Source organism: Streptomyces sp. NRRL F-2664, assembly GCF_000719345.1.
Taxonomy (GTDB): Bacteria; Actinomycetota; Actinomycetes; order Streptomycetales; family Streptomycetaceae; genus Streptomyces.
Map to the genome: position 1 here is coordinate 407,392 of NZ_JOFX01000002.1, position 24,423 is coordinate 431,814.

Annotated in this window: 23 protein-coding genes and 3 tRNA genes; 13 read left to right on the forward strand and 13 right to left on the reverse strand. The window is 73.4% G+C overall.

Annotated features, from left to right (window positions below):
• Positions 1–57 precede the first annotated feature (57 nt).
• The 4 genes from IF89_RS0104085 to IF89_RS0104100 form a co-directional block, all read right to left on the reverse strand.
• Positions 58–1,980 carry an ABC transporter ATP-binding protein gene (locus tag IF89_RS0104085; RefSeq protein WP_030761195.1) on the reverse strand — a complete coding sequence of 641 codons (1,923 nt, stop codon included), beginning with the start codon at positions 1,978–1,980 and terminating at the stop codon, positions 58–60.
• Positions 1,977–3,710: an ABC transporter ATP-binding protein gene (locus tag IF89_RS0104090; RefSeq protein WP_030761198.1), complete on the reverse strand. Its 1,734-nt coding sequence runs from the start codon at positions 3,708–3,710 to the stop codon at positions 1,977–1,979. Before IF89_RS0104090 ends, IF89_RS0104085 begins: the two co-directional genes overlap by 4 nt.
• A gap of 161 nt (positions 3,711–3,871) precedes the next feature.
• On the reverse strand, positions 3,872–5,320 hold the full coding sequence (locus tag IF89_RS0104095) for an FGGY family carbohydrate kinase (RefSeq protein WP_030761202.1): 1,449 nt from the start codon (positions 5,318–5,320) through the stop codon (positions 3,872–3,874).
• Positions 5,321–5,415: 95 nt separating this feature from the next.
• Positions 5,416–5,721, reverse strand: a complete 306-nt coding sequence (locus IF89_RS0104100; protein ID WP_030761205.1) for a hypothetical protein — start codon at positions 5,719–5,721, stop codon at positions 5,416–5,418.
• Positions 5,722–5,866: 145 nt separating this feature from the next.
• On the opposite strand from IF89_RS0104100, the gene IF89_RS0104105 reads away from it, so the two are divergent.
• The 5 genes from IF89_RS0104105 (at position 5,867) to IF89_RS37625 (ending at position 8,538) form a co-directional block, all read left to right on the forward strand.
• Positions 5,867–5,939 (forward strand) — tRNA-Asn (locus IF89_RS0104105).
• A gap of 5 nt (positions 5,940–5,944) precedes the next feature.
• A tRNA-Asn gene (locus IF89_RS0104110) sits at positions 5,945–6,017 on the forward strand.
• Positions 6,018–6,205: 188 nt separating this feature from the next.
• Positions 6,206–6,279, forward strand: a tRNA-Ile gene (locus IF89_RS0104115).
• Positions 6,280–7,159: 880 nt separating this feature from the next.
• Positions 7,160–7,450 carry a winged helix-turn-helix domain-containing protein gene (locus tag IF89_RS45815; protein WP_158717795.1) on the forward strand — a complete coding sequence of 97 codons (291 nt, stop codon included), beginning with the start codon at positions 7,160–7,162 and terminating at the stop codon, positions 7,448–7,450.
• Between the two features lie 32 nt (positions 7,451–7,482).
• Positions 7,483–8,538, forward strand: coding sequence for a macro domain-containing protein (locus IF89_RS37625; RefSeq protein WP_158717796.1), 1,056 nt, complete (start codon positions 7,483–7,485; stop codon positions 8,536–8,538).
• A 211-nt stretch (positions 8,539–8,749) separates the two neighbouring features.
• Here the strand turns inward: IF89_RS37625 and IF89_RS0104135 are convergent, their stop codons facing one another.
• On the reverse strand, positions 8,750–9,907 hold the full coding sequence (locus IF89_RS0104135) for a carboxylate-amine ligase (RefSeq protein ID WP_051806760.1): 1,158 nt from the start codon (positions 9,905–9,907) through the stop codon (positions 8,750–8,752).
• Between the two features lie 217 nt (positions 9,908–10,124).
• Between IF89_RS0104135 and IF89_RS0104140 the strand changes: the two genes are divergently transcribed.
• On the forward strand, positions 10,125–11,387 hold the full coding sequence (locus IF89_RS0104140; protein ID WP_030761213.1) for an MFS transporter: 1,263 nt from the start codon (positions 10,125–10,127) through the stop codon (positions 11,385–11,387).
• Positions 11,388–11,442: 55 nt separating this feature from the next.
• Here IF89_RS0104140 and IF89_RS0104145 read toward each other — a convergent pair whose 3' ends face one another.
• The 3 genes from IF89_RS0104145 to IF89_RS0104155 all read right to left on the reverse strand — a co-directional run bounded on the left by IF89_RS0104145 (position 11,443) and on the right by IF89_RS0104155 (position 14,519).
• Entirely contained in the window at positions 11,443–12,792 is a 1,350-nt protein-coding gene (locus IF89_RS0104145) for a carboxyl transferase domain-containing protein (protein WP_030761216.1), read from the reverse strand.
• Between the two features lie 69 nt (positions 12,793–12,861).
• Positions 12,862–13,644 (reverse strand): sulfite exporter TauE/SafE family protein, encoded by a 783-nt coding sequence (locus IF89_RS0104150; RefSeq protein WP_030761219.1) that lies wholly within the window; start codon positions 13,642–13,644, stop codon positions 12,862–12,864.
• Positions 13,645–13,847: 203 nt separating this feature from the next.
• On the reverse strand, positions 13,848–14,519 hold the full coding sequence (locus tag IF89_RS0104155; RefSeq protein WP_051806761.1) for a LysE family transporter: 672 nt from the start codon (positions 14,517–14,519) through the stop codon (positions 13,848–13,850).
• Between the two features lie 70 nt (positions 14,520–14,589).
• Between IF89_RS0104155 and IF89_RS0104160 the strand changes: the two genes are divergently transcribed.
• Positions 14,590–15,030, forward strand: coding sequence for an Lrp/AsnC family transcriptional regulator (locus tag IF89_RS0104160; RefSeq protein WP_030761224.1), 441 nt, complete (start codon positions 14,590–14,592; stop codon positions 15,028–15,030).
• Between the two features lie 23 nt (positions 15,031–15,053).
• Here the strand turns inward: IF89_RS0104160 and IF89_RS0104165 are convergent, their stop codons facing one another.
• Positions 15,054–16,655: a GAF domain-containing protein gene (locus IF89_RS0104165; protein ID WP_030761227.1), complete on the reverse strand. Its 1,602-nt coding sequence runs from the start codon at positions 16,653–16,655 to the stop codon at positions 15,054–15,056.
• Positions 16,652–17,689 carry a rod shape-determining protein gene (locus IF89_RS0104170; protein WP_030761231.1) on the reverse strand — a complete coding sequence of 346 codons (1,038 nt, stop codon included), beginning with the start codon at positions 17,687–17,689 and terminating at the stop codon, positions 16,652–16,654. Before IF89_RS0104170 ends, IF89_RS0104165 begins: the two co-directional genes overlap by 4 nt.
• 211 nt (positions 17,690–17,900) lie before the next feature.
• Here IF89_RS0104170 and IF89_RS0104175 point away from each other — a divergent pair, with 211 nt between their 5' ends.
• Positions 17,901–18,611 carry an esterase/lipase family protein gene (locus IF89_RS0104175; protein WP_030761233.1) on the forward strand — a complete coding sequence of 237 codons (711 nt, stop codon included), beginning with the start codon at positions 17,901–17,903 and terminating at the stop codon, positions 18,609–18,611.
• 32 nt (positions 18,612–18,643) lie between these two features.
• On the opposite strand, the gene IF89_RS0104180 is transcribed toward IF89_RS0104175, so the two are convergent.
• Positions 18,644–19,198, reverse strand: a complete 555-nt coding sequence (locus IF89_RS0104180) for a hypothetical protein (RefSeq protein ID WP_030761237.1) — start codon at positions 19,196–19,198, stop codon at positions 18,644–18,646.
• 78 nt (positions 19,199–19,276) lie between these two features.
• Here IF89_RS0104180 and IF89_RS40615 point away from each other — a divergent pair, with 78 nt between their 5' ends.
• Entirely contained in the window at positions 19,277–20,011 is a 735-nt protein-coding gene (locus IF89_RS40615; RefSeq protein WP_051806762.1) for an SCO2400 family protein, read from the forward strand.
• Positions 20,012–20,026: 15 nt separating this feature from the next.
• Here the strand turns inward: IF89_RS40615 and IF89_RS0104190 are convergent, their stop codons facing one another.
• Positions 20,027–20,449 carry a MarR family winged helix-turn-helix transcriptional regulator gene (locus tag IF89_RS0104190; protein WP_030761242.1) on the reverse strand — a complete coding sequence of 141 codons (423 nt, stop codon included), beginning with the start codon at positions 20,447–20,449 and terminating at the stop codon, positions 20,027–20,029.
• A gap of 95 nt (positions 20,450–20,544) precedes the next feature.
• Between IF89_RS0104190 and IF89_RS0104195 the strand changes: the two genes are divergently transcribed.
• From IF89_RS0104195 to IF89_RS0104205, 3 genes are all read left to right on the forward strand, one after another.
• Positions 20,545–21,567: an NADP-dependent oxidoreductase gene (locus tag IF89_RS0104195; protein WP_030761244.1), complete on the forward strand. Its 1,023-nt coding sequence runs from the start codon at positions 20,545–20,547 to the stop codon at positions 21,565–21,567.
• Positions 21,568–21,633: 66 nt separating this feature from the next.
• Positions 21,634–22,056 carry an organic hydroperoxide resistance protein gene (locus IF89_RS0104200; RefSeq protein ID WP_030761246.1) on the forward strand — a complete coding sequence of 141 codons (423 nt, stop codon included), beginning with the start codon at positions 21,634–21,636 and terminating at the stop codon, positions 22,054–22,056.
• Between the two features lie 65 nt (positions 22,057–22,121).
• A complete protein-coding gene (locus tag IF89_RS0104205; protein ID WP_030761249.1) occupies positions 22,122–22,922 on the forward strand; it encodes an EI24 domain-containing protein in 801 nt (266 codons plus the stop codon).
• 44 nt (positions 22,923–22,966) lie between these two features.
• On the opposite strand, the gene IF89_RS0104210 is transcribed toward IF89_RS0104205, so the two are convergent.
• A complete protein-coding gene (locus tag IF89_RS0104210) occupies positions 22,967–23,854 on the reverse strand; it encodes an NAD(P)-dependent oxidoreductase (protein ID WP_030761253.1) in 888 nt (295 codons plus the stop codon).
• Between the two features lie 148 nt (positions 23,855–24,002).
• On the opposite strand from IF89_RS0104210, the gene IF89_RS0104215 reads away from it, so the two are divergent.
• Positions 24,003–24,347: a winged helix-turn-helix transcriptional regulator gene (locus IF89_RS0104215; RefSeq protein ID WP_234327649.1), complete on the forward strand. Its 345-nt coding sequence runs from the start codon at positions 24,003–24,005 to the stop codon at positions 24,345–24,347.
• The last annotated feature ends 76 nt before the right edge of the window (positions 24,348–24,423 follow it).

Here is a 24,423-nt window from a genome sequence, read left to right on the forward strand (position 1 = left end):
CGCTCGCCCCCACCCCCCCGGCCGGCATGCGCTCGCGCTCCCATGCCGCCGCCGCGGTCAGTCGACCTCGGCGACCGCCTGGGCGAACTGCGCCGCGTACAGCCGGGCGTAGGCGCCGTCCGACGCCAGCAGCTCCTCGTGCGTGCCCTGCTCCACGATCGAGCCGCTCTCCATCACCAGGATCAGGTCGGCGTCGCGGATCGTGGAGAGCCGGTGCGCGATCACGAACGACGTGCGGCCGTGCGCGAGCCGCGCCATCGCCTTCTGGATCAGCACCTCGGTCCGGGTGTCCACCGAACTCGTCGCCTCGTCGAGGACCAGGATCACCGGGTCCGACAGGAACGCCCGCGCGATGGTGATCAGCTGCTTCTCGCCCGCGCTGACGCCCGAGCCCTCGTCGTCCAACACGGTGTCGTAGCCGTCCGGCAGGGTCCGGATGAACCGGTCCGCGTGCGCGGCCCGCGCCGCCTCCTCCACCTCGGCCCGCGTGACCTCGCGCGCAGCACCGTAGGCGATGTTCTCCGCGATGGTGCCCCCGAACAGCCACGTGTCCTGGAGCACCATGCCGATGCCGCCGCGCAGTTCCTCGCGGGTCATCTTGGCGATGTCGACCCCGTCCAGGGCGATCTCCCCGCCCGTGACCTCGTAGAACCGCATGAGCAGGTTCACCAGGGTGGTCTTGCCGGCGCCCGTCGGGCCCACGATCGCGACCGTGTGGCCCGGCTCCACCGACAGCGACAGGTTCTCGATGAGCGGCCGGTCGGGCTCGTAGCGGAAGGCCACCTTGTCGAAGGTGACCCGGCCGCGCAGCTCCTGCGGGCGCTCCGGCACGTCGGCGTCGCGCTCCTGCTCCGGAGCGTCGAGCAGCTCGTAGACCCGCTCCGCCGAGGCGACGCCGGACTGCACGAGGTTCGCCATCGACGCGACCTGGGTCAGCGGCATCGAGAACTGCCGCGAGTACTGGATGAAGGCCTGCACGTCACCGATCGACAGGGTGCCGGAGGCGACCCGGAGCCCGCCGACCACGGCGATCAGCACGTAGTTGATGTTCGAGATGAAGAACATCACCGGCTGCATGATGCCGCTGACCAGCTGCGCCTTGAACGAGGCCCGGTACAGCGCCTCGTTCTGCTCGGCGAAGACCGCCGCGGACTCCTTCTGCCGGCCGAACACCTTCACCAGGGTGTGCCCGGAGTACATCTCCTCGATGTGGGCGTTCAAGGCGCCGGTCGTCTTCCACTGCTCCACGAACTGCGGCTGCGACTTCTTGCCGATCTTCGCGGCCACGTACACCGAGACCGGGACGGTCCCGACCGCGACCAGCGCCAGCAGCGGCGAGATCCAGAACATCATCGCGAGCACACCGACGATCGTCAGCAGGGAGTTGAGCAGCTGCCCCATCGTCTGCTGGAGCGTCTGGCCGATGTTGTCGATGTCGTTCGTGGCCCGGCTCAGCACCTCGCCGCGCTTCTGCTGGTCGAAGTACGACAGCGGCAGGCGCGACAGCTTTGCCTGGAGCTCCTCGCGCATCCGGTACAGGGTGCCGTTCATGACGTGGTTCGACAGCCTGGTCGCGACCAGCATCAGCAGGCCGGCCAGGGTGAAGACCACCAGCGCCCAGACCGCCACCACGCCGACCGCGCCGAAGTCGATGCCCCGGCCCGGAGTGAAGTCGGTGCCCGACAGCATGTCCGCCATGCCCTCGTCGCCGCGGGCGCGCATCGCGTCCAGTGCCTGCTGCTTGGTGACACCGGCCGGCATCTCCCGGCCGACGATCCCCGCGAAGACCAGGTCGGTCGCGTCGCCGAGGATCTTCGGCCCCACGACGGCGCAGGCGACGCTGCCGACGACGGCGAGGACCATGCCCCACAGCTTGGCCCGGTCCTGCGCGAGCTGGGCCAGCAGCCGTTTGCCCGACCCCTTGAAGTCCAGGGACCGCTGGGCCGGCCCCATCATCATCCGTCCTCCGGGCCCGCTCATGCGGCCTCCGCCTCCGTCAGCTGGGAGAGCACGATCTCCCGGTAGGTCTCGTTGCCGGCCATCAGCTCGTGGTGGCGTCCCTCGCCCACGACCTGCCCCTCGTCCAGGACGATGATCCGGTCGGCGTCGCGGATCGTCGCGACCCGCTGGGCGACGATGACCACGGTCGCGTCCTCCGTCTCGCGGGCGAGCGCCGCGCGCAGCGCCGCGTCCGTCGCGTAGTCCAGGGCCGAGAAGGAGTCGTCGAAGAGGTAGATCTCCGGGCGCTGCACCAGGGTGCGGGCGATGGCCAGGCGCTGGCGCTGGCCGCCGGAGACGTTCGTGCCGCCCTGGGTGACGGGGGCGGCCAGGCCGCCCTCCAGCGCCGAGACGAACTCCTTGGCCTGGGCGACCTCCAGGGCCCGCCACAACTCCTCGTCGGTGGCGTCGGGGCGTCCGTAGCGCAGGTTGGAGGCAATGGTTCCGGAGAACAGGTAGGGCTTCTGCGGGACCATGCCCACCGTCTTGGCCAGGAGGTCGGGGTCGAGGCGCTGTACGTCCTCGCCGTCGACCAGCACCTGGCCGCCGGTCGCGTCGAAGAGCCGCGGCACCAGGCCCAGCAGGGTGGACTTCCCACTGCCGGTGGAGCCGATGACCGCCGTGGTCTCGCCCGGACGGGCCACCAGGTCCACGCCGCGCAGCACCGGAGCCTCGGCGCCCGGGTAGCGGAAGTCGGCGCCGCGCAGCTCCAGGACCCCTCGGCGGCCGAGCTCGCGCACCGGGTCGGCGGGCGGGACGACGCTGGACGCGGTGTCCAGCACCTCCTGGATGCGTTCGGCGCAGACCTCGGCGCGCGGCACCATCATGAACATGAAGGTGGCCATCATCACCGACATGACGATCTGCATCAGGTAGGCGAGGAAGGCCGTCAGCTGGCCGATCTCCATGCCGCCGCTGTCGACGCGCATGGCACCGAACCAGATGACGGCGACGCTGGAGATGTTCACGACCACGATCACGGTCGGGAACATCAGCGCCAGCAACTTGCCGGAGGCCAGCGAGACGCCGGTGAGGTCGGCGTTGGCCTCCCGGAAGCGGTCCTTCTCGTAGTCGTCGCGGACGAAGGCGCGGATCACGCGGTTGCCGGTGATCTGCTCGCGCAGCACCCGGTTCACGGTGTCCAGGCGGTCCTGCATCTGGCGGAACAGCGGCCGCGTCCTGAGGACGACGGCGCCGACCGAGACCCCGAGCACGGGGACGACGGCCAGCAGGACGCCCGACAGCTGCACGTCCAGCGAGAGCGCCATGGCGATGCCGCCGATGCACATGATCGGGGCCGAGACCATCAGGGTGAAGGTCATCAGCACCAGCATCTGGACCTGCTGGACGTCGTTCGTCGTACGGGTGATCAGCGACGGGGCGCCGAACTGGCCGAGCTCCCTGGCGGAGAAGCTCTGCACCCGGTCGAAGACGGCGGCGCGGACGTCGCGGCCGACGGCGGCGGCGGTGCGGGCGCCGTAGTAGACGGCTCCGACGTTGCAGACGAGCTGGACGAGCGAGACGCCGAGCATCAGCGCACCGAAGCGCAGGATGTAGCCGGTGTCGCCGTGGACGACACCGTTGTCGATGATGTCGGCGTTCAGGGTGGGCAGGTAGAGGCTGGCGCTGGTCTGCAGCAGTTGCAGCAGGATCAGCGCCGCGATGGGTTTCCGGTACGGACCCAGGTGGGTCCGCAGAAGTCGTATGAGCACGCGCAGGCTCCGGTCGGCACGATCGAGGGGTTCAACCCATCTTCGGCCAATCGGCTCTGCGACCCCACCCGATTTCGCAAAGGCCGGTCAAAAGGACGAGGCCCGGGCCGGGGACCGGGGCGGGGGTCCTACGACCCCGGCCCGGGGCCGGGCCGTACCGCTCAGAACGCCCCGGGGTGGATCTGCTCGCGCGTCGCGACGTACTGCTGCCGCACGCCCTGCCAGGCTGCGAAGTCCTCGTCCGGCTCGAACACCTGCGCCGCGGGGGCGGGCCAGACCGGCGGGGTGTGCGGAGCCAGAGTGCCCTGAGCCACACCGAGCGCCCAGGCGGCCTGGCGGGCCGCGCCCAGCGCCGCGTAGGCGGCCGGCGCCGGTACGACGATCTGCGTACCGAACAGCCCGGGGGCCGCGGCCTGCACGGCGGGCAGCTCGGCGGCCGCGCCGAGCAGGAACACCCGGCGAATCTCGACCCCGCGCGAACGCAGCACGTCGAGGGCGTCCACCAGGCCGCACAGCATGCCCTCGAAAGCCGCGCGGGCCAGGTGCTCCGGCTTCATCGAATCCCGGCGCAGCCCGGTGAGGGTCCCGGCGGCCAGCGGCAGGTTCGGGGTCCGCTCACCCTCCAGGTACGGCAGGAGGACGAGGCCGTGCGCGCCCGGCGTCGACTTCAGCGCCAGCTCGGACAGCCCCTCCAGGTCAGTGCCCAGCAACTCGGCGGTGCCGCGCAGGGCCCGTACGGCGTTGGAGGTGTTCACCACGGGCAGGTGCATCCCGGTGGCGTCGGCCAGGGAGGTGATCAGCCCGCCCGGCTCCGACAGCGCCTCATGGTGCACCGCCATGACCGAACCGGAGGCCCCGAGGGACACCACCGCGTCGCCGGGGCCCAGCCCCAGGCCGAGGGCGGCGGCCATCGTCTCGCCGGTGCCGGCGGATATCAGCAGCCCCTCGGGCGTGGTCCCGGCCGCGTCGGCCGGGCCGAGCACCTCGGGCAGCAGCGCCCGGTGCCCGAGCGCCAGTTCGACCAGGTCGGGCCGCCAGGCCCCGGCGGCCGCCGACCAGAAACCGGTGCCGGACGCGCCGCCGCGGTCGGTCGTCCGCCGCGCCGGGCGGCCCAGCAGCTGCCAGACGAGCCAGTCGTGCGGGGACATCAGCACCGCCACCCGGCGGGCCGCCTCGGGCTCGGTGCGGGCCAGCCAGGCCAGCTTGGCGACCGGCTGCGCGGAGTGCGGGACCGAGCCCACGGCCTCGGCCCAGGCGTGCCGCCCGCCGAGGGCCTCGGTGAGGTCGGCGGCCGCGACCTGGCCGCGCTTGTCGTTGCCGACGAGGGCCGGGCGGACCAGGGCGCCCTGCGGGTCCAGCGGCAGCAGGCCGTGCTGCTGCGCGGACACGCCGATGGCCTGGACCCCCTCCAGGATCCCGCCGCCGGCTGCCTCGCCGAGCGAGAGCAGCCAGGCCTGCGGGTCGGCCTCGTGGGGACTGGCGCCGTCCGGTTCGCCCACGGGCTGCGGATGGGGCGCGTACCCCTGGCGCAGCACCGCGCCGGTGTCGGTGTCACAGACGACGATGCGTGTGAACGCGGAAGAGCTGTCCAGCCCGGCGACTATCCCCATGCGGAGAATTCTGCCGCACGCGGCACAGGTGTCGCCCGTCCCGGAGCCCCTGGAACCGCAGGGGTCCCAGGGGCTCCGGGCGCGGCCGGTGCGCGTCAGGTGTTGCTGGTGCCCCAGTCGTCCTCGACGGCCTGGCCGTTGCTGCGACCGCGCAGCCCGCGCACCCGTCCGGCGAGCGACTCCGGCACGGCGTCGCCCACCTTCTCGCTCACCACGGCGAACGCCTTCCCGGCGTACTCGCGCCCGGTGTGGCCCGCGGTCTCGGCGGCGTTGCGCACCGCCGGATTCTGCGCGACCTGCCGGGCGGACTTCTTCAGCTTCTCGTAGCGCTCGCGTCCGGCCCGTGTTCCGAGCACGTACCCGAGAGCCAGTCCGACCACGAACGTGACCTTGTACCGCATGCCTGTCACCCTTCGTCGTGTGGTGCCCGGCCTGCTGTCGATACCGATTGGCGGAGCACCCCCCTGCTTGCGCTAATCTATGTCTCGCAACGGGCGCTCGCCCCCCGGCAAGGCCGGAGGTGGGCTGTTCGATGCACCGCAGCAATCCCCTGTAGCTCAATTGGCAGAGCAGCCGGCTGTTAACCGGCAGGTTACTGGTTCGAGTCCAGTCGGGGGAGCGCAGTCCCCTGTAGCTCAATTGGCAGAGCATTCGGCTGTTAACCGGAGGGTTGCTGGTTCGAGTCCAGCCGGGGGAGCAAGGAAGACAAGAGGGCCCCACGGGGCCCTCTTCTTTCTTTGCCGCCCCGTCCGGGAACCGGGCAGCCTTCAGCGCGGTCTCACTGAGCAGGCGAAGCCGATCATGCGGGGCATCCGAAGCAGGAGATCGTATGAGCGGCTATGCTGCGGCAGACGGCGCGCACAGGTGTACGCGCCACGCCGTGAAGGGGCGGTAGCTCAGCCGGTTAGAGCAGCGGACTCATAATCCGTCGGCCGTGGGTTCGAGTCCCACCCGCCCCACCGCAAGCCGCAGGTGCAGAAACGTTCGCACCTGCGGCTCCGGCGTTTTCCGGGGCTATCGCGCCGTCGGCGCGCACGAGGGACGCAGCCTTCCCGGCCGCGTCGCGCCCGACTCCACCCAGCAGGCGGGAGCACAGGTCTGTGGTGATCGTCACCGCGGAGTGCCCGTGGCGCTTCGGCACGTCGGCCGCCCAGGTGGGGTCCTGGACGGTGGTTGGCAGCGCCTGGCGGCAGTGCGGCGGCACAGACAGCCGAGCAGGCGTTGACCAGCAGCGGCAGGACGTCGGTAGCGACGGTGAGTGAGATCCACCGCTAGTGAAGTTCCTGCCCCTCCACCGGACCGTCGCAGACACTGCATGTGCTGATGGCTGTCGTGCCCCATTTCTTGGGGTCCAGCGCAGCGAGTGGCTGCCAGGAGCGATGTCACCCGTACTCCGGAGTCGGGGGAAGGGAGGGCGCAGCCTGAAGTTGCCGAACAGCGAGCGGGTGCTGACCGTGCTTCTCACCAGCTTTGAGCAGCGGGTGAGGCCGGCGTCAGGCCCGTTGACTCAGGCCATCGGTTCGGAAGCGGGGTGGGATCGGGGCGGGCGGCATCCATACGGTCACGACAGAAAACTGGCAGGGCGATCCCACCTGCGGCTCCGGCCTTTTCGGCCGAGGGGGTCGGGATCCGGTCGGCGGGGGCGGTCCGCCCGTCCGGTCCGGGGGATGTCCGAGGAGAGGTTCCGGGTGCTGACGTGTCGTCAGTGCAGTGAGGGTCACCGCCCGGGGAGGGGGCGAGCAGGAGACGGCGATGATCCCGACCGCCCTTCGCGGTCGGTGCTCCCTTGGTACGCTCGAACGGCCGCATGGGGGTACGGAGCCGGCGATGGAGTCCTGATTGACGGACGTTTACGTGAGCGTGCTCGGGGCCACCACGCTCGAACGGGGAGGCGCCCGCATCCGGCTCACCCCCCTCACGGCCAAACTGCTGTTACGCCTGGTCGCGGCGGAGGGCGAGGCCGTCGCCTCCGGGGAGCTGTACGCGGACCTCTGGGGCAGGCCGGAGCGGGGCCGGATCACCCGGGCCCACCGGACCGAGGTGCAAAAGCGCGTCCTTCAGCTGCGCCGGGCGCTGGAGCCGGCCCCCGGCGGCCCGGACGAGCCCGTGCTGCGGACCGAGAGCTCCTGACCTGCGGCGGCCAGGAGTCGGCCTACCGGCTGGTGCTCGGCCCGGACCGGCTCGACGCCCTGCAGTTCACCGAACTCTTCCACCGGGCCGCCCACACCGGCTCGGCCACGGCGACGATGCTCCTCAACCGGGCGCTCGGGCTGTGGCGGGGACGCCCGCTGGGCGAGGTGGCCGACGCGGAGTTCGCCCGGCCCCTCGTGCGGCGGCTGGCGGGGATGTACGAAGCGGCCTGCGCCGAATTGATCCGGACCCACACCCGGTGGGACCGGCCCGAGCTCGCCCTGCCCGTCGCGGAGCGGCTGGTGGCGCAGCGGCCCGACGACGAGGCGGCGCTTGCGACGCTCCGGGGCCTGTGGGCGCAGCTGCGCGAACGCGACGGCGCCGAGCTGCTGCGCCAGGAGTTCCCCCGGCTGCGGACCACGGTCGTCGTCAAGAGCGGCGACCTCTTCGAGGAGACCGACGCGAGCCTGGTCGCCGGCTTCGGGGACACCTTCGACACGGCCGTCGAGGACGGCCTCGACATCAGCCGGGGCAGCGTGCAGGGACAACTGCTGCGCCGGGTCTTCGGCGGCGACCGGGCGTTGCTCGACCGGGAACTCCGCAAGGGGCTGCGATCGGTGCAGCCGGTCGGGCGGGAGAGCGCCCGGGACAAACCGAGGGGCAAACGCCTGCGCTACCCGATCGGGACGGTGGTCCCGGTGCCGCTGGCCGAGCCCGGCCGCAGGGTGTTCGCGGTCGCCCACGGCAGACGGGGGCAGGACCTGATCGCCCGGTCGAGCTCGGACGCCCTGCGGGTCGCCCTGGACCGGCTGTGGGAGTCCGTCTCCGTCCACGGCCTGCTCAGACCGGTCGCGCTCCCTCTGGTGGGGTCCGGGCCGGCGGGGGTCACCGCTCTCCCGGGCCACGAGTTGATCGCCCTGATCGCGGACACCTTCCTGCGTGCCTGCCGGGACCGGCCGGTCACTCCGGAACTACGGGTCGTCGTACGGCCGGAGGAGCTGCGCGGGATCGGCCTCCCCGACGTCGCACGCTACTTCCAGGGACTCGACGGCGACGGGCTCCGCTCGCAGGAGGCGGCACCGCGATGATCCTCGACCAGCAGTCCGATCCCGGGTGACCCTGCGCCGCCACCACATCGCGCTCCTGCTGTCCCGTCATCGCCGTGCATCGTCGCGGCACCGGCTTCCCGTTGTCTCGTTCCCCGCCCCCGGCGGCCTTGCAGCCGCAGGTGCGGGCGGCGGCACCTGCGGCTGCGGCGTACCCGGGTGCCGTCGGGGCGCCGGCCGGGTCGCGGGTGGGTCAGAAGTCCTCCGTTTCGTCCACCAGGTGGCGCAGGACGTCCGTCAGGTCCTGGCGGCGGGCGTAGGCCGCGCGTTGGCGGTGGGCGCCCGAGCCGTCGCGCAGGAGGGCGGCCAGGGTCTTGGCCGCGTGGTCCAGGTCGCCGGAGGCGGCCAGTTCCGGTGCGACATGGTCGAGCAGGGCCTCCGCGAGGTCGGCCGCCGGCAGCTCCGTGCCGGTGTACGGGTCGAGGCCGAAGCCCTCCAGGCCGTCGTGGGCCGCCCGCCAGCGCGCCAGGCGCAGTACGTCGTCCCGTACGGCCGGCTCCGGGATCCGCTCGGCGGACTCGCGCAGCGCCGTGGCGACCAGTGCGCGGGCCAGTTCGGCCTGGAGGACCGCGCAGTCCACGCCCGGGGACATGTCCGGCGCCCGGAACTCCAGCGTCGGCCAGTGGCCGGAGGGGCGGAGGTCCCAGTAGACCATCTTGGTGTCCAGGGCCGCCCCGGAGCCGAGCAGGGTCTGCACGGAGCGCCGGAAGTGGGCCGTGGACGTGAAGTGCGGGGGCGGGCCCGCCGAGGGCCAGCCCGACCAGGCCATCGCCCGCCAGCTGGAGTGGCCGGTGTCACGGCCGCCCCAGAAAGGCGAGTTCGCGGCCAGCGCGATCAGCGTGGGCAGCCATGGTCTGATCCGGTTGGACACCGCCACCGCCGCGTCCACGTCGAGCGTGCCGATGTGGACGTGGCGGCCGCAGCTGACCAGGGTGTCGGTGAGCGCGCCGAAGCGGCGGTGCTGCTCGCGCTGGCGCGGCAGGTCGTCCGTCAGGTGCAGCGGCCCCTCCAGTGCGACGACCGGAGAGGGAGCGGCCAGCAGCCGGCAGCCGTGGGCGCGGGCGGCCCGTCCGAGCGTGCGCCGCAGCGCGACGAGTTCGGCGCGCAGCGAGGCCGCCGAGTCGGCGACCGGGGTGGATATCTCCACCTGGTAGCGGGTGCCTTCGGGGTGCATCTCGCCCGGCAGGCCGGCGGCCGTCGCCAGGACCAGCGGGGCGGCGGGGACCACCCGGAGGGTGCGGGCGTCGACGAGCAGGAACTCCTCCTCGACGCCGACGGTGAGGGGCACGGTGGGGCGCACCGTGTTCTGCGTCGTGCCGGTGCTCGCGGTGCTGTTGCCAGGTTCGATCACTACGCCTCCCTGGACATACGAGTCTTTTCATCATGAGCTGAACACGTAGGGAGGAGCGCACGTCGAATCAGTCAAATGTCCGGTGATAGTGGCGAGTTACCGGTAATGCGCCGCCCGCGCCGGGAGCCCGGAGCAGGATGGGGCGACTGGTGCCGGTGGGTGGCGCAGGCGGGCCGGGGCCCTGGGAGCGCCGACGGGCCGATGCTTATCATCCGATGTGACTCGTACCAGCGCGCCGACCCGCCCCCGGCGGCGGATATTCGCCGACCTCACTCCGCTCCGTACGTCCCCGGACTACCGCAGGCTGTGGTTCGGCGGAACGATCTCCTGGGTCGGCCAGGCGATGACCGCCCTCGCGATCTCGCTCCAGGTCTACGACATCACCCGGTCCAGTTTCGCGGTCGGGCTGGTGGGGCTCTTCACCCTCGTCCCGCTGATCGTCTTCGGCCTCTACGGCGGGGCCATCGCCGACACCGTCGACCGGCGCAAGCTCGGCCTGTACAGCTCCCTCGGCGCCGCCGCGCTGTCGGTCGCGCTCGCCGCGGCCGCACTGCTCGGCCACCACCGGTTGTGGCAGCTGTACACCGTCGTCGCGCTCCAGGCCGTCTGCGGGGCGTTGACCGGACCGGCGCGGTCAGCCATGATCCCGCGGCTGCTGCCGACGGAGCAGCTGCCCGCCGCGAACGCCCTGAACTCCGTGTCCATGACCTTCGGCACGATGGTCGGCCCCGCCCTGGGCGGGCTGATCGTCGCCGTCGGGGGCTACGCGTGGGCCTACGCGATCGACGCCGTCACCTTCACCGCCGCGCTGTACGCGATGTGGCGGCTGCCGTCGATGAAGCCGGACCGGGCCGAGGGCGCGCGGGGGAGGGCCTCGGTCGCCGACGGGCTGCGCTTCCTCGGGACCCGGCCCAACATCCGCATGACCTTCTTCACGGACCTGGCCGCCATGGTGCTGGCCCAGCCCAAGGCGCTGTTCCCGGCCATCGCCGTGCTGCGGTACGGGGACGACGCCAGGACGGTCGGCCTGATGGTGGCCGCGATCGCCGCCGGGGCGCTGCTGGGCGGGCTGTTCTCCGGCTGGCAGGCGCGGATCCGGCGGCACGGGTTGGCGATCCTGCTCGCCGTCACCGGATGGGGGCTGGCCATCGCCGTGTTCGGCCTCACCCGGAACCTGTGGCTGGGGCTGTTCTTCCTGGCCCTGGCCGGGTACGCGGACACCGTCTCGATGGTGTTCCGCACCACCATGCTGCAGGCCGCCACCCCCGACGACATGCGCGGACGCCTCCAGGGCGTCTTCATCGTGGTCGTCGCGGGCGGGCCACGGCTCGGGGACTTCCTCGCGGGCAGTGCCGCCGACCTGACCTCCCCGCCGGTCGCCGTCACCTGCGGGGGACTGGCGTGCGTCCTGGTGGTGGTCCTGCTCGCGCTGCGCTGGCGCAACTTCGCCCGCTACGACGCCCACCACCCCCAGGCCTGACCGACCCGGCCCGACCGGCCGGCCGCGGCACGCGCCCCCCGGCCGGCCGCCGGCGTCAGGCGGTGTCCGGGCCGACGATGCCGCGGGCCACGCCCAGCGCCACCAGGTCCTGGGGGCGGATGCGCAGCTGGTCCGCGGTGGCGGGGGCGGCCGACGGAGGGCGTTTGAGGATGGCCGCGGCCAGTTCCGGGGCGATGACGGAGAAGTAGCTGTCCGGGGTCACCCAGGTGTTGCCGGGCGCGGCCAGCGCGAGGGCGCCGCCCGAACCGCCCTCGCCGATCAGGAGGGTGGTGACGGGGACGGTGGCCGCGGCCAGCGCGGCGAAGGTGTCGGCGATGGCGGGGCCCGCTCCCGCGCGTTCGGCGTCCGCGTCGTTGGCCGCGCCCGGGGTGTCCACGAGGGTGAGGACCGGGATGCCGAGCCGGTCGGCGAGGCGGACCACGCGAGCGGCCGTGCGGTAGCCCGCCGGGCGGGTGGCGGTGCCGCACTGGGCGGCGTACGCCACGGCTCGGCCCCGCCGCAGTCCGAAGCCGCACAGCATCCCCGGATCCCTGCCGCCCGCCCGGTCCCCGGAGAGGTGCAGCCGGATGTCGAAGTACGCGTCCAGGTACGCCTCGGCGTGCGGCCGGCCCGGATCGCGGGCCAGCCGCACCGCGTCCCAGCCGGTCGTGGGCGGGGGTACGCGGGCCGGCGCGCCCGGGGGCTCGACCGGGTCGCCGGAGCGGGGCGCCGCCAGGACGCGGAGCCAGTTCGCGAGGGTGCCCGGCAGCCGGTCGGGCGGGACCACGGCGTCCACGTGCCCGGCGGCGTACTGCCCCTCGGCGGTGTAGGCCGCCGGGTCCGCGTCCGCCGGCCGTACCCGGGACCCGGCGAAGCCGACCTGGGCGCCGGGCAGCGCGAGGACCACGTCGGCCCCGGCGCCCAAGGTGGCCCAGCCGCCGCCGGTGGTCGGATCGCGCAGGACGGCGAGCTGGGGGAGCCCGGCGGCCCGGGTCAGCACGCTCTGGCGGGCCACGCGCTGCAGCTGGGTCAGCGCGAGCATGCCCTCCTGCATGCGGGATCCGCCCGTGGCGATCAGCGAGACCAGGGGGAGGCGCTGCGCGCGGGCGTGCGTGTACGCGGCTTCGAGCCGGTCCCCGGTGCGTCCGCCCAGCGAGCCGCCGAGGAAGCCGAACTCGAAGGAGACCAGGACCGCTTCGTGACCGCCGATGCGGCCGGTGCCGGTGACCACGGACTCCTGCTCGCCGGTGCGCTCGGTGGCACGGGCGCGGGAGTCGTCGTAACCGGCCCAGGCCAGCGGGCCGTCGGCGGGGGACTGCGCACCGGGGGCGGGCAGTTCGGTGAAGCTGCCCGGATCGGTCACGGAGGCGATGGCCGCGCGGGCCGAGAGGCGGGTCGTCGTCACGGGTTCACCCCAGGTCGGATCGTTCGAAACGGTGTCCGGGCGACAGTACTTCGGCCGGGCCGGCGGTGGTCAGCGCAGGAACGGGACGACGTAGAGCGTGCCCACTCCCGCGGCCAGGGTGCCGAGCAGGAGGCGGAGCGCGTTTTCGGGCAGGCGGGGTTGGAGCCGGGCGCCGAGGTGTCCGCCGAGCAGGCCGCCCAGCCCGCAGCACAGCCCGAGGAGCCAGTCCGGGGCGACCGCGCCCGTGGCGGCGAGGGAGAGCAGCCCGTAGGTGGCCGCGCCGACGACCGAGGTGACGAAGGTCGCGGCCAGCGCGGCGGGTGCGACGGCGGCGACCGGTGCTCCGCGGCCGACCAGGATCGGCCCGAGGAGGGAGCCGCCGCCGATCCCGTAGACGCCTCCGACCACGCCGACGGCCAGGGCCGTCGCCCTGGTGGTGCGGGGCGAGGGCGGGCGGGGCGCGCGGTCGGGCGCCGGGCGCAGCGTGCGCAGCAGCAGCCACAGGCCGAGGGGCAGCAGCAGGGCGGCGACGAGGAGCCGGAAGACCTGCGGGCCGGGGACGGCGAACACGCGCACCACCGCGCCGAGGACGACGCCCGGCACGGTGCCGGCGAGGAGCAGGCGGGTGAGCGGCCCCCGCAGACGTCCGGTCCTGTGGTGGCGCAGCAGGGCGCCGGGGCCGGCCACGACGTTGTAGAGGAGGTTGGTCGGTGTCACCGCCGGGCTGGGCACCCCCAGGACGCTGACCTGCACGGGCAGCAGGAAGACCGCCCCGGACACCCCGACGGGCGCGGTGACCGCGGAGATCAGCAGCCCGGCGGCGAACCCGAGCAGCCCTTGCGGCCACGTCACGCCCGCCCCCGTACGCGTTCCTCGTTCACCGTCCACCCTTCACCGGCCCAGGATCGCGCATCGCGTGCAGGCCGTACGTGACGATCTCGTGAACGCAGGCGGGGCGCGGGCCGGTGGCGGACGTGGTCCGGCGGGGCAGGGACCCGGCCGGGGTGGAGCCCGTTACGCGGCTGTCGGTGCCGTGCGGTGCCGGAGGTCTCCGTTCACGGCAGCGGCAGGGCGATCCTGACCGCGTAGGCGGCGACCAGGCCGTAGCCCAGGCGGAAGGTCCACAGGCGGGCCGTCGGGGAGATGCGCCCGCCCGCGAGGGAGCCGAGGGCGACCAGGGACTGCTGCCACACGAGGGAGGCCGCGCCGACACCGACGAGGAAGGCGGCACCCGCCGGGCCGGAGTCGAGGCCGGCGCCCTGGGCGGTGGTGAGCGCGGCGAAGTAGAGGGCGGTGGTGGGGTTGACGGCGGTCAGCGCCACGTAGCGGGCGAAGGCCCTGGAGGGGCGGAGTGCGGTGGCGGTCGGGGCGCCCCCCGCACGGCCGGCGGCAGCGCCCGGGCCGTCGGCCCCGGGGGACGGCGGGGCCGCAGCTCCGCGGCGGGCTCCGGCGAGGCCGTGGGCCGCGATGGCCAGCAGGATCGCGGCCGAGGCCAGCCGGACCCACGCCTCCACCGGCGTGACGTGGGAGGCCACCCAGGGGCCCACGGCCGTGGCGAGGGCGGCGTAGCCCAGGTCGACCACCGCGACCCCGGCGGCCGCGGCGACCGCCGTGCGGCGGTGCCGCATCGCCTCCTGGAGCAGCAGCACGCTCATCGCGCCCATCGGCATCGCCACGCCCAGACCGGCGGCGGCGCCCGCCACGGCCGGTGACATCAGATCGCTCATAGGGGGCAGCGTCCGCCCTCACCCCCGCGGTCCGCGCACGAATACCGGGCCGGACTGCGAGAATCGCGGTATGGACCGCCTCGACAGGGAAATCCTCGGCATCCTGCAGCTGGATGCGCGGATCTCGTACCGCGATCTCGGCGTTCGCGTCGGCCTCAGCGCCAACGCCACCGCCGACCGGGTGCGGCGGATGCGCCGCGAGGGAGTGATCCGCGGGTTCACCGTCGTGGTGGACCCGGCCGCCGACACCGGGGGCGGTCTCGTCGTCTTCATCGACGTCACCCTGCGCCAGGACACCACCAACGAGGAGTTCGAACGCCGGGTCGCCGGACTCCCCGGGATCACCGAGGTCGTGCACGTCACGGGCGCGCACGATTACCTCGTCCGCGCCCGGGCAGCCGATCCCGCCGCCCTCGACGCACTGCTGCGCCGCCTGAAGCGTGAGGCCGGGGTGGCGCAGTCCAACACCCGCATCGCCCTGCGCGCCGCCGACCGCCCCGGCCAGCCCTGACGCGGTCCGGGTTCGGCACAGGGTCAGAGCGCCGACTCCCACGTCACCGTCGCGCCCCGGCCGCCCGACTCCGTGCGGCCGTCGTCCGTGACCGTCAGGCGGACCCGACCGGGGGACGCGTCCACCAGTACCTCGATGGAGGTGACCCCGCTGCGCCGGTGCGCCGCGGCCAGGGCGCCGCGCAGGGCCGTCAGCACGCCGCCCGCCACGGCGGCCGGGAGCAGGGCGTCCACCGCACCCGTGAACTGCACCGACGGCTGGAAGCCGAGCAGCACCGCCGCGCCTCCCGTCTCGCGCAGGACCCGGCCCCGGAAGGTGGTCGGCGCCTCGCTCGGCGGCTGCTGGAGGGCGAAGATGGCCGTGCGGACCTCCTGGATCGTGGAATCCAGCTCGTCGACGGCACGGGTGAGTTCATCGCCGACGGTGTCCCCGCAGGGGGCCTTCTCGGCGCGCCGCCGGGTGCTCTCCAGCATCATCTCGGTGGCGAACAGCCGCTGGACCACGAGGTCGTGCAGGTCCCGCGCGATCCGGTCGCGGTCCTCGTACACGGCGAGCTGCTCGCGGTCGTGCTGGGCGTCCGCCAGGACGAGGGCCAGCGCGGCCTGGGAGGCGAACTGCGAGGCGAGCAGCCGGTCCACGGCGTCGTACGCCGGACCGCCCCGGGCGCGCGGCAGGGCCAGGGTGCCGATCAGCCGGCCGCCGCTCTGGAGCGGCAGCATCATGCTGGGCCCGAACCGTTCGCGGACGGGGGTGGTCATCCGGGGATCGGTGGCCGAGTCGTCGACGAAGACGGGCTCGCCGCCGAGGAGCTGCTCCAGGACCGGTGATCCGGGGGCGATCGCCGTTCCCACCAGGTCCCCGGGATCGCCGTGGGTGGAGGCGGCCACGATCTCCATGCCGCCCTCGGGGGTCGGCTGGAGCACCACGCCGGCCGCGGCGTCGGCGAGGAGCCGGGCCCGTTCGGCCACGCACCTCAGGGCGTCCGCCGCCGGACTTCCCGCCAGCAGGCTCGTCGTCACGGCGGCGGCCCCGTCGATCCAGCGCTCCCGGCGGCGCGCGGTCTCGTACAGCCTGGCGTTGCCGATCGCGATGCCCGCCTGCGCGGCCAGGACGCGGACCAGGGCGAGGTCCTCCTCCGTGAAGGGGCCGCCCCCGCGCTTCTCGGTGAGGTAGAGGTTGCCGAAGACCTCGCTGTGGACCCGGACGGGGACGCCCAGGAAGCTGTGCATGGGCGGATGGCCGGGTGGGAAGCCGGCGGCCCGCGGATCCTGGGTGAGGTCGGCCAGCAGCAGCGCCCGTGGGTCCTCGACCAGGACCCCGAGGAGGCCCGAGCGGCCGTCGGGCAGATGAGGGACGGCCGCCCGCTGCTCCTCGGTCAGCCCCGCCGTGAACAGCTCGGTCACCAGGACGCGCTCGGGATCGACGATCCCGAGCGCGCCGTAGCGGGCCGAGCACAGCTCGGCCGCCGAATCCACGATGTGCTGGAGGGTGGCGTGCAGTTCGAGCTCGGAACCGACGCTCAGCACCGCCTCCAGCAGCACCGGGAGGCTCGCCGCGTCCTCGTCGGGCCGGTGGGCGGGCCTCCCGTCGGGTTCCTCGGCCGGTTGCCGTGCGGCGTCCGTCATCCGGCCAGCGGGTCGAGGACCATGGGGGCGATCTTCCCTTCGAGCATCGCGCCGAGGCCCATGACGGCGCACACGTCCGGCCGTTCGGCGATGGCGACGGGCATTCCGGTGGCGTCGCGCAGCATCTGGTCCAGCCCGGGCAGCAGGGCGCTGCCGCCCACCATCATGATTCCCCGGTCCGTCAGGTCGGCCACGAGGTCGGGCGGGCAGTCCCGCAGGACCTTGCCGATGCCGTCGAGGACGGCGGTGAGCGGCGTGTGGATCGCGTCCCGCACGGCAGCGGTGTCGACGTGGACGGAACGAGCCAGTCCGGTGGCGACGTCGCGGCCGTGGATGAGGGTGGAGGCCGGCCCGCCGTCGGTGAGGCCGTTGCCGTGCAGGGCCAGCTGGAGCGGCCGGACGGCCTGGCTGGGCAGCATCAGCTCGTGGGCGTGGCGCAGGTGCTGGACGACGGCGTGGTCGATGGCCTCGCCGCCGACGGGGATCCGCTGGGCGGTGACGATCGAGCCGAGGGAGAGCACGGCGACCTGGGTGGCGGCGGCGCCGCACACCATGATCATCGTCGCGGTCGGCTGCTCCACGGGCAGTCCGCAGCCGACGGCCGCCGCGATCAGGGTGTCGACCAGTTCGACGCGGCGGGCGCCGAGCCCGACCAGGGTCTCCACCGCCGCCCGCTGGGCGAGCGGGTCCGCGTCGTGGGGGGTGCAGGCGGCGGCCCGCAGCCGCGGCTTGCGCCGCAGGGCGCGCCGCAGCTTCTCGCCGAGGAGGTGGCGCAGCATGCGCTGGGCCATCTCGATGTCGACGACGGTGCCGCCGGAGACGGGGCGCACGACCCGGATGTAGTCGGGGGTGCGGCCGGTCATGCGCTCGGCGAAGGTCCCGACGGCGATGAGGGCGCCGGTGCGGGTGTTGACCGCGGCGACGCTGGGTTCGTCGACCACGAGGCCGGCGCCCTTGACGTACACGCGGGTCCGGGCCGCCCCCAGGTCGACGGCGACGTGGCAGCGGCGCAACTGCTCAAGACTGACGGTCACGGCAGAACCTCCCGAGAGCGCTGACGCAAGAGAACCGGCGGAAGTGCCGGTTGCTTGTCCTATCATCGCGGGCATTTCGGACTATTCGCCCGCTGGAATGCTCCGGCCGTGGGTGTGTCGCGGCTGCATGGGGGTGGATTTCTGTACCGACAGGCAGCAGCATGCCCGCACTGCACGCGCTACTCGCGCGTAACAAGGTAAGGGGGGACCCATGCTGACGGCCCGACAGGGACTGGCCGCGCTCCTGACGCTCTGCCTGGCGTTCATGGCGCCCGCCGCGGCCCACGCCGCCGGACGAGGTCCGGCCGCCGCCCCTGACCGGGCATCACCGCGCACCCCGGTGGTCCTCGTGCACGGCTACAACGCGGACCCGGGCGTCTGGGGGTCCCTCCGCGCCGATCTGCGCGCGGACGGGTACACCGACGGGGAGCTCTTCTCCTTCGGCTACGACACCCACCAGTCCGTCAACGAGGTCCTCGCCGGCCGGCTCGCCGCGTACGTCGAGCAGGTCCGCCGGGAGACCGGCGCGGCCAGGGTCGACGTCGTCGCGCACTCCTTCGGCTCGCTGGTCAGCCGCTGGTACATCACGTTCGGCGGGGGCGCGGCCGTCGTCGACCACTGGGTCTCGCTCGCCGGGCCCAACCGGGGCACCTCCACCGCATGGGCCTGCGCCCTGTGGGACCAGGCATGCCGGGACATGACCCCGGGGTCGTACGTGGTGAAGAACCTGGGCAGCGGGGACCCGACCCCGGGCGCGGTGAAGTACGCGACCTTCTGGTCGAACTGCGACGAGGTGATCAACCCCGACGACAGCGTCCCGCTCACGGGCGCCACCAACACCCCGGTCGGCTGCCTGGCCCACAACGACCTGCTCGGCGACGACGCCGCCTCGGCCGGAGTGCGGGCCTTCCTCGCCTCGTAGGGGTGCCTTGCCGCTCGGGTCGCCCGTGCCGCCTACCGCTGAACGCTGACGCGCTGGAGGAGGCCGTAGGTGAACTCCGCCAGGCAGGGGCGGCCCCCGGCGGTGAAGGCGAGGCGCCAGCGCGTCGGCGCGGTCCCCTCCATCGGCCGGACCGGCGCGAAGGCCCGCGCCACCTCGTCGACCGTCGCCGACCAGGGCCGCAGGTCGTCCGCCGACCCCAGTACGGGCCCCGGCGCGCCCGGAGCCCGTACGAGCCATTCGTTCCACACCGCCCCGTCCGGTGCGGCCAGCACCTCGAAGCGCAGGTCCGGCCAGAGCGGCAGCGGCCACAGCAGTGCCTCGCACGTGAGGTCGCCGATCGTGCGGGGCTCGGCGGACTCCGGCGCCCCGAGCACCGAGCGGTACCGGGCCAGCGCCCCGCGGGAGCGCGGCGAGCGCACCATCGCCTGCCAGCGCTTGTTCGCCTCCCGCTGGTCAGCGAGCGAGGCGCCCAGCCGGTGCCGGGCCTCGTCGGCGAGGTCGGGCTGGAAGTCGGCCATCCGCCGCAACAGCACCAACTGGAACGCGGCCGGCCCGAAAAACGTCATGGAGCGAACGATTCCACACAGGATCCTTACGTTCTCGGGATCCTGATGTTGCCGGTCACGGCGTAGCCTGCGGGCGCCATGAACTATTGCCATGCCTGCCGGAGGCACCTCAACGGCGCGCTGGCGTGCGCCGGATGCGGAACGCCTGCCGAGTACCTGATACCCGCCGCGCCCGCCCCCGGGCCGCCCCGGCCGCCCGTCGTCGGGGGGCCGGCCGCGGATCCGCCGGCCGCCCTGGCCGACGTGTTCGCGGACTCGCTCGTGGTGCTCTCCGCCCCGGAGGGGCGCAGGGCCGGCGCCCGCCGCCGGGGCGCGAACCGGCGCCGTCGCCGGACCGTGGTGACCCTCTCCCTGGGGGTGCTGCTCGCGGCCGCGGGCTCCCTGATGGTGGCGGGCATGGCGGCCGACGGGGAGCCCACCGACCGGGCCTCCGCGGTGGTGCTGACCGATGACGGCCCCCAGCAGCCCGACCCGCTGCCGGACATGCCCACGGCCGGTGCGCCCACCGGCTCCGGCAAGGCCACGGCGAAGACCGGCGGCGGGGCGGCGAAGAAGTCCGGGACCGGCGCGCCCACCGCGGGCGCCGCTGGGCCGGGGCCGGACGAGGCCGTCCCCGACCCCGCCCCCTCCGCGTCCGGCCGCGCCTCCCGCAGCCCGGGCCCGAGGCCCTCCCTCCAAGGCGGCGGTTCCGGCTCGCCCTCACCCGGCGGGACCCGGGGCGGTCAGAGCCCGACGTCGACCCCGACCGGCGGCACCACCCCCTCGCCGACGCCGACGCCGACCAAGGACTGCTGGCTGTTCTGCTGGTTCTGAGGAGCGCCCGTGCGCTCAGGCCAGCATCCGCTTGAGCAGGTCCCTCAGCACGGCCCGCTCCGCCGGGGACAGCCCGGCCAGGGGCTCGCGCGCGAAGTCCAGCGACTCGCGCAGCCGCTCGGCCGTCCGCAGGCCCTCCTCGGTGGGGGCGGCCAGCTTGACCCGGCGGTCGGCGGGGTCCGGACGGCGCTCCACCAGCCCGCGCCCCTCCAGCCGGTCGATGATGCCGGTCACGTTCGAGGGCTCGCAGCGCAGCTTCTGCGCAATGCGCCGCATGGGTGTGGGCTCCGTCGCCAGCAGGTTCAGCACCTTCGCCTGGGCTCCGGTCAGCTGATGGCTGGCGGCCGCGTGCTCGTACTCCGCGTGGTAGCGGCTCACGACGTCACCGATGAGTTCGACGACTTCGACGGTCACTGGGTCTGCGCGACGAGTGGGCATGGGCCCAGCGTACCCATTTGCTTGACAACATGAAATATCCAGGCGCATGGTTGTTTCACCCAGTGAAGCATTCCGTTCTGACCAGGAGCGCCGTCATGTCTGAGATTCCCGCCGTGAGCCGCGAGTGGCACCTCGTCCGTCGCCCGCAGGGCTGGCCCGTCGCCGAGGACTTCGCCCTGCGCGAGGTGCCCGTGTCCGCCGAGCCCGCCGCCGGCCGGATCCTCGTGCGCAACCTGCACATGTCCGTCGACCCGTACATGCGCGGCCGGATGAACGACGTGAAGTCCTACATCCCGCCCTTCCAGCTCGACCGCCCGATGGAGGGCGGCGCGGTCGGCGAGGTCGTCGCCTCCGGCGCCGAGGGCTTCGCCGTCGGCGACCACGTCCTGCACGGCCTGGGCTGGCGCGAGTACGCCGAGGTCGACGCCCGGCACGCCACGAAGGTCGACGCCTCCCTCGCCCCGCTCTCCGCCTACCTCGGCGTCCTGGGCATGCCGGGCCTGACCGCCTACGCGGGCCTCTTCGAGGTCGCCTCCTTCAAGGAGGGCGACGCCGTCTTCGTCTCCGGCGCCGCGGGCGCGGTCGGCGGCCTCGTCGGCCAGTTCGCGAAGATCAAGGGCGCCTCCCGGGTCGTGGGCTCCGCCGGCTCGGACGAGAAGGTGACGCTCCTCACGGAGAAGTACGGCTTCGACGCCGCCTTCAACTACAAGAACGGCCCCGTCGCCGAGCAGCTGCCGGCCGCCGCCCCCGACGGCATCGACGTCTACTTCGACAACGTCGGCGGCGACCACCTGGAGGCGGCCATCTCGTCCATGAAGGTGGGCGGCCGCGCCACCCTCTGCGGCGCGATCGCCCACTACAACGACACCGAGGCCGCCCCCGGCCCGCGCAACCTGATGCAGGTCATCGGCAAGCGCCTGCGCCTGCAGGGCATCCTCGTCAACGACCACGCCGGGCTCCAGCAGCAGTTCGTCCAGGACGTCGCCGGATGGCTGCGTTCCGGCGAGCTGCGCTACGACGAGACGGTCGTCGAGGGCGTCGAGAACGCCGCCTCCGCCTTCCTCGGCATGCTCCGCGGGGAGAACACCGGAAAGATGATCGTTTCCTTCACCGGTTAGGCTCACCCCACGACCGTCGTGACCCGTGGGCGCGAGTCGCGGCGATTACCAGGAGGAACATTCTTCATGTCCATCCAGCAGTCCGACGTCGCGTACACCGCCGTGGCCACCGCCGAGAACGGCCGCGACGGCCGCGTCGCCACCGACGACGGCAAGCTCGACGTCGTCGTGAACCCGCCCAAGGAACTCGGCGGCAGCGGCGCCGGCACCAACCCGGAGCAGCTCTTCGCCGCCGGCTACAGCGCCTGCTTCCAGGGCGCCCTGGGTGTCGTCGCCAAGAACGTGAACGCCGACATCTCCGGCTCCACGGTCACCGCCGAGGTCGGCATCGGCAAGAACGACGAGGGCTTCGGCCTGATCGTCAAGATCTCCGCCGTGATCCCGAACGTGGACGCCGCCACCGCCAAGGAGCTCATCGAGAAGGCCCACGAGGTCTGCCCGTACTCCAAGGCCACCCGCGGCAACATCACCGTCGAGCTCGCCGTCTGATCCGGCAGCCGTACAGCGAGGGCCGCACCCCGATCGGGGTGCGGCCCTCGCCGTAGACTGGCGCCATGCACGATCTTGCGGGGGGCTTCCGGTACCTGTTGGCCGGACAGCGATGGGTGTTGCGCCACGGCCGGTGGCTGGGCTTCGGGCTGCTGCCCGGGCTGGTCTCGCTCGCCCTGTACGCCGGAGCCCTCATCGGGCTCGGATACGGGGCCGACGACCTGACCGCCTGGGCGACCCCCTTCGCCGACGACTGGGCCGCCCCCTGGCTCGGCCTCTTCCGCGGTTTCCTCACCGCGCTGTTCTTCGGACTCGGCCTCTTCCTCGCGGTGATCACCTTCACCGCCGTCACCCTGCTGATCGGCCAGCCCTTCTACGAGTCCCTCTCGGAGCAGGTCGACCGCAGCGAAGGCGGCGAGGTCCCCGAGTCCGGCCTCCCGCTCTGGCGCGAGCTGTGGATCTCGGCCCGGGACAGCCTGAAGGTGCTGGGGCGGGTCGTGCTCTACGGCGCCGGGCTCTTCGTCCTCGGCTTCGTCCCGGTGGTCGGCCAGACCGTCGTCCCGGTGCTCGGGTTCTGTGTCTCCGGGTACTTCCTGACCCAGGAACTCACCGCCGTCGCCCTCCAGCGCCGCAAGATGGAGCTGCCCGAGCGGCTGGTGCTGCTGCGGTCCCGGCGGCTGCTGGTGCTGGGCTTCGGCGTGCCGCTGGTGCTGGCGTTCCTGGTACCGCTCGTCGCGGTGTTCCTGATGCCGGGCGCCGTCGCCGGAGCCACGCTGATGGCACGCGACCTGATGCGCAGCGACGAGCAGCCGGCCCCCGACGCCACCCCCGCGGGCTTCGGACCGCCGCCGCCGGCCTTCCCGTAGGCCCGGCCCCGCCGGCCTTCCCTCAGACCCGGCCCGGCGGGCTGCTAGCTCTTCAGCAGCAGGATGGCGCCCGCCGTGTCCTCCCCGCCGTGGGCGGCCGGGTCCGCCGTCAGCCGCCGGCGCATCAGGTCCAGGTACGGGGAGATCAGCTCGGCACTGACCCCCTGCTCCTGCGCGGTGCGCAGCAGGGTGCCGCTCGCCGCCACCTGCATCGCGAGGTTGGACACCACCCCGGTGGTGAAGTCCCGCGACGTGAGCCGCTCGGCTGCGTTGCCCACGAAGAAGCCCATCGCCCCCAGCCACTCGGACAGCAGCGGAGCCAGGTCCTTGGGGGCGACGTCCTCGCCCTCGGTCAGCGCGTAGGCGTGCGAGATGCCGGCGAACAGGCCGTACCTCGCGCTGAGCAGCGCCACGTCGTGCAGGGCGGCGTGCCCGGGGTCCTCTCCGACGAAACGCGCCCCGGCCGGGACCTCCAGCGTCGAGCGGTGGGTGTCGAAGGCGGCGCGCGAGCCGCTGTAGAAGACGTACCCGCCGGCCTCCGGGACGCCGATCATGTCCGGCGTGGCCATGATCCCGCCGTCCGTGTACCGGGCGCCGCGGGCCTCGGCCCAGGCGGCCCGGGCGCGTGCCTCGGCAGGGGTGCCGGTGGTGAGGTCGACGAGGTCCTTGCCGGCGAGGTCGGTGCCCTCCAGGGTGGAGCGGACGCTGGCGTCGTCCAGCAGACAGGTCACGACCAGCCGGTTGGCCGCGACCGCGGCCGCGGCGCTCGCGGCGACGTCGGCACCCTCGGCGGCGAGCGGCCCGGCCTTGGCGGGCGTGCGGTTCCAGACGGTCAGATCGTGCCCGGCGGCGAGCCAGGTGCGGGCGAGGGCGGTGCCCATGTCGCCGAGTCCGAGCAGGGTGAGGGAAGTGCGTGATGTGGTGTCGGTCATGCCGTTTAGCCTGGTGGCAGGCAATGGGGGCGCTCAAGTACGCACTTGGGAGTGGGTGGTTACCCCCAGGTGAGCGAGCAGGTCGGGAGGGTGCGCGATGGCGGTGACACGGAGGCCCGGTGCGGATCACTGCGGGATCGCCGCGGCGATGTCCGTGATCGACGGCAAGTGGAAGGTGTCGCTCCTGTGGGAGCTGGAGCAGTGTCCGCGCCGCTTCGGTGAACTGCGCCGGCTGGTCCCCGGCGTCTCCGAGAAGGTGCTCGCCGCCCAGCTGCGCGAGCTGGAGGCCGACGGCATCGTGCACCGCGAGGTGTACGAGGAGGTCCCACCGCGCGTCGAGTACTCGCTGACGCCGCTGGGCCAGGAGCTGAACGCAGCCCTGGAACCCCTCGGGCAGTGGGGATCCCGGCACCTCCTCCCGGATTCGGCCCGGCCCGCGGGGCCCGTAGGATGCATGGCAACACATGCCAAGGCTGTCACTCGCTGCCCTTGAGTCCGCCCTGGCCCGCAGCCGCGGCGGGGGCCGGAGTCGCGCAGCGGCTTGCGCGCCACGAGCGGCCACGGGCCGA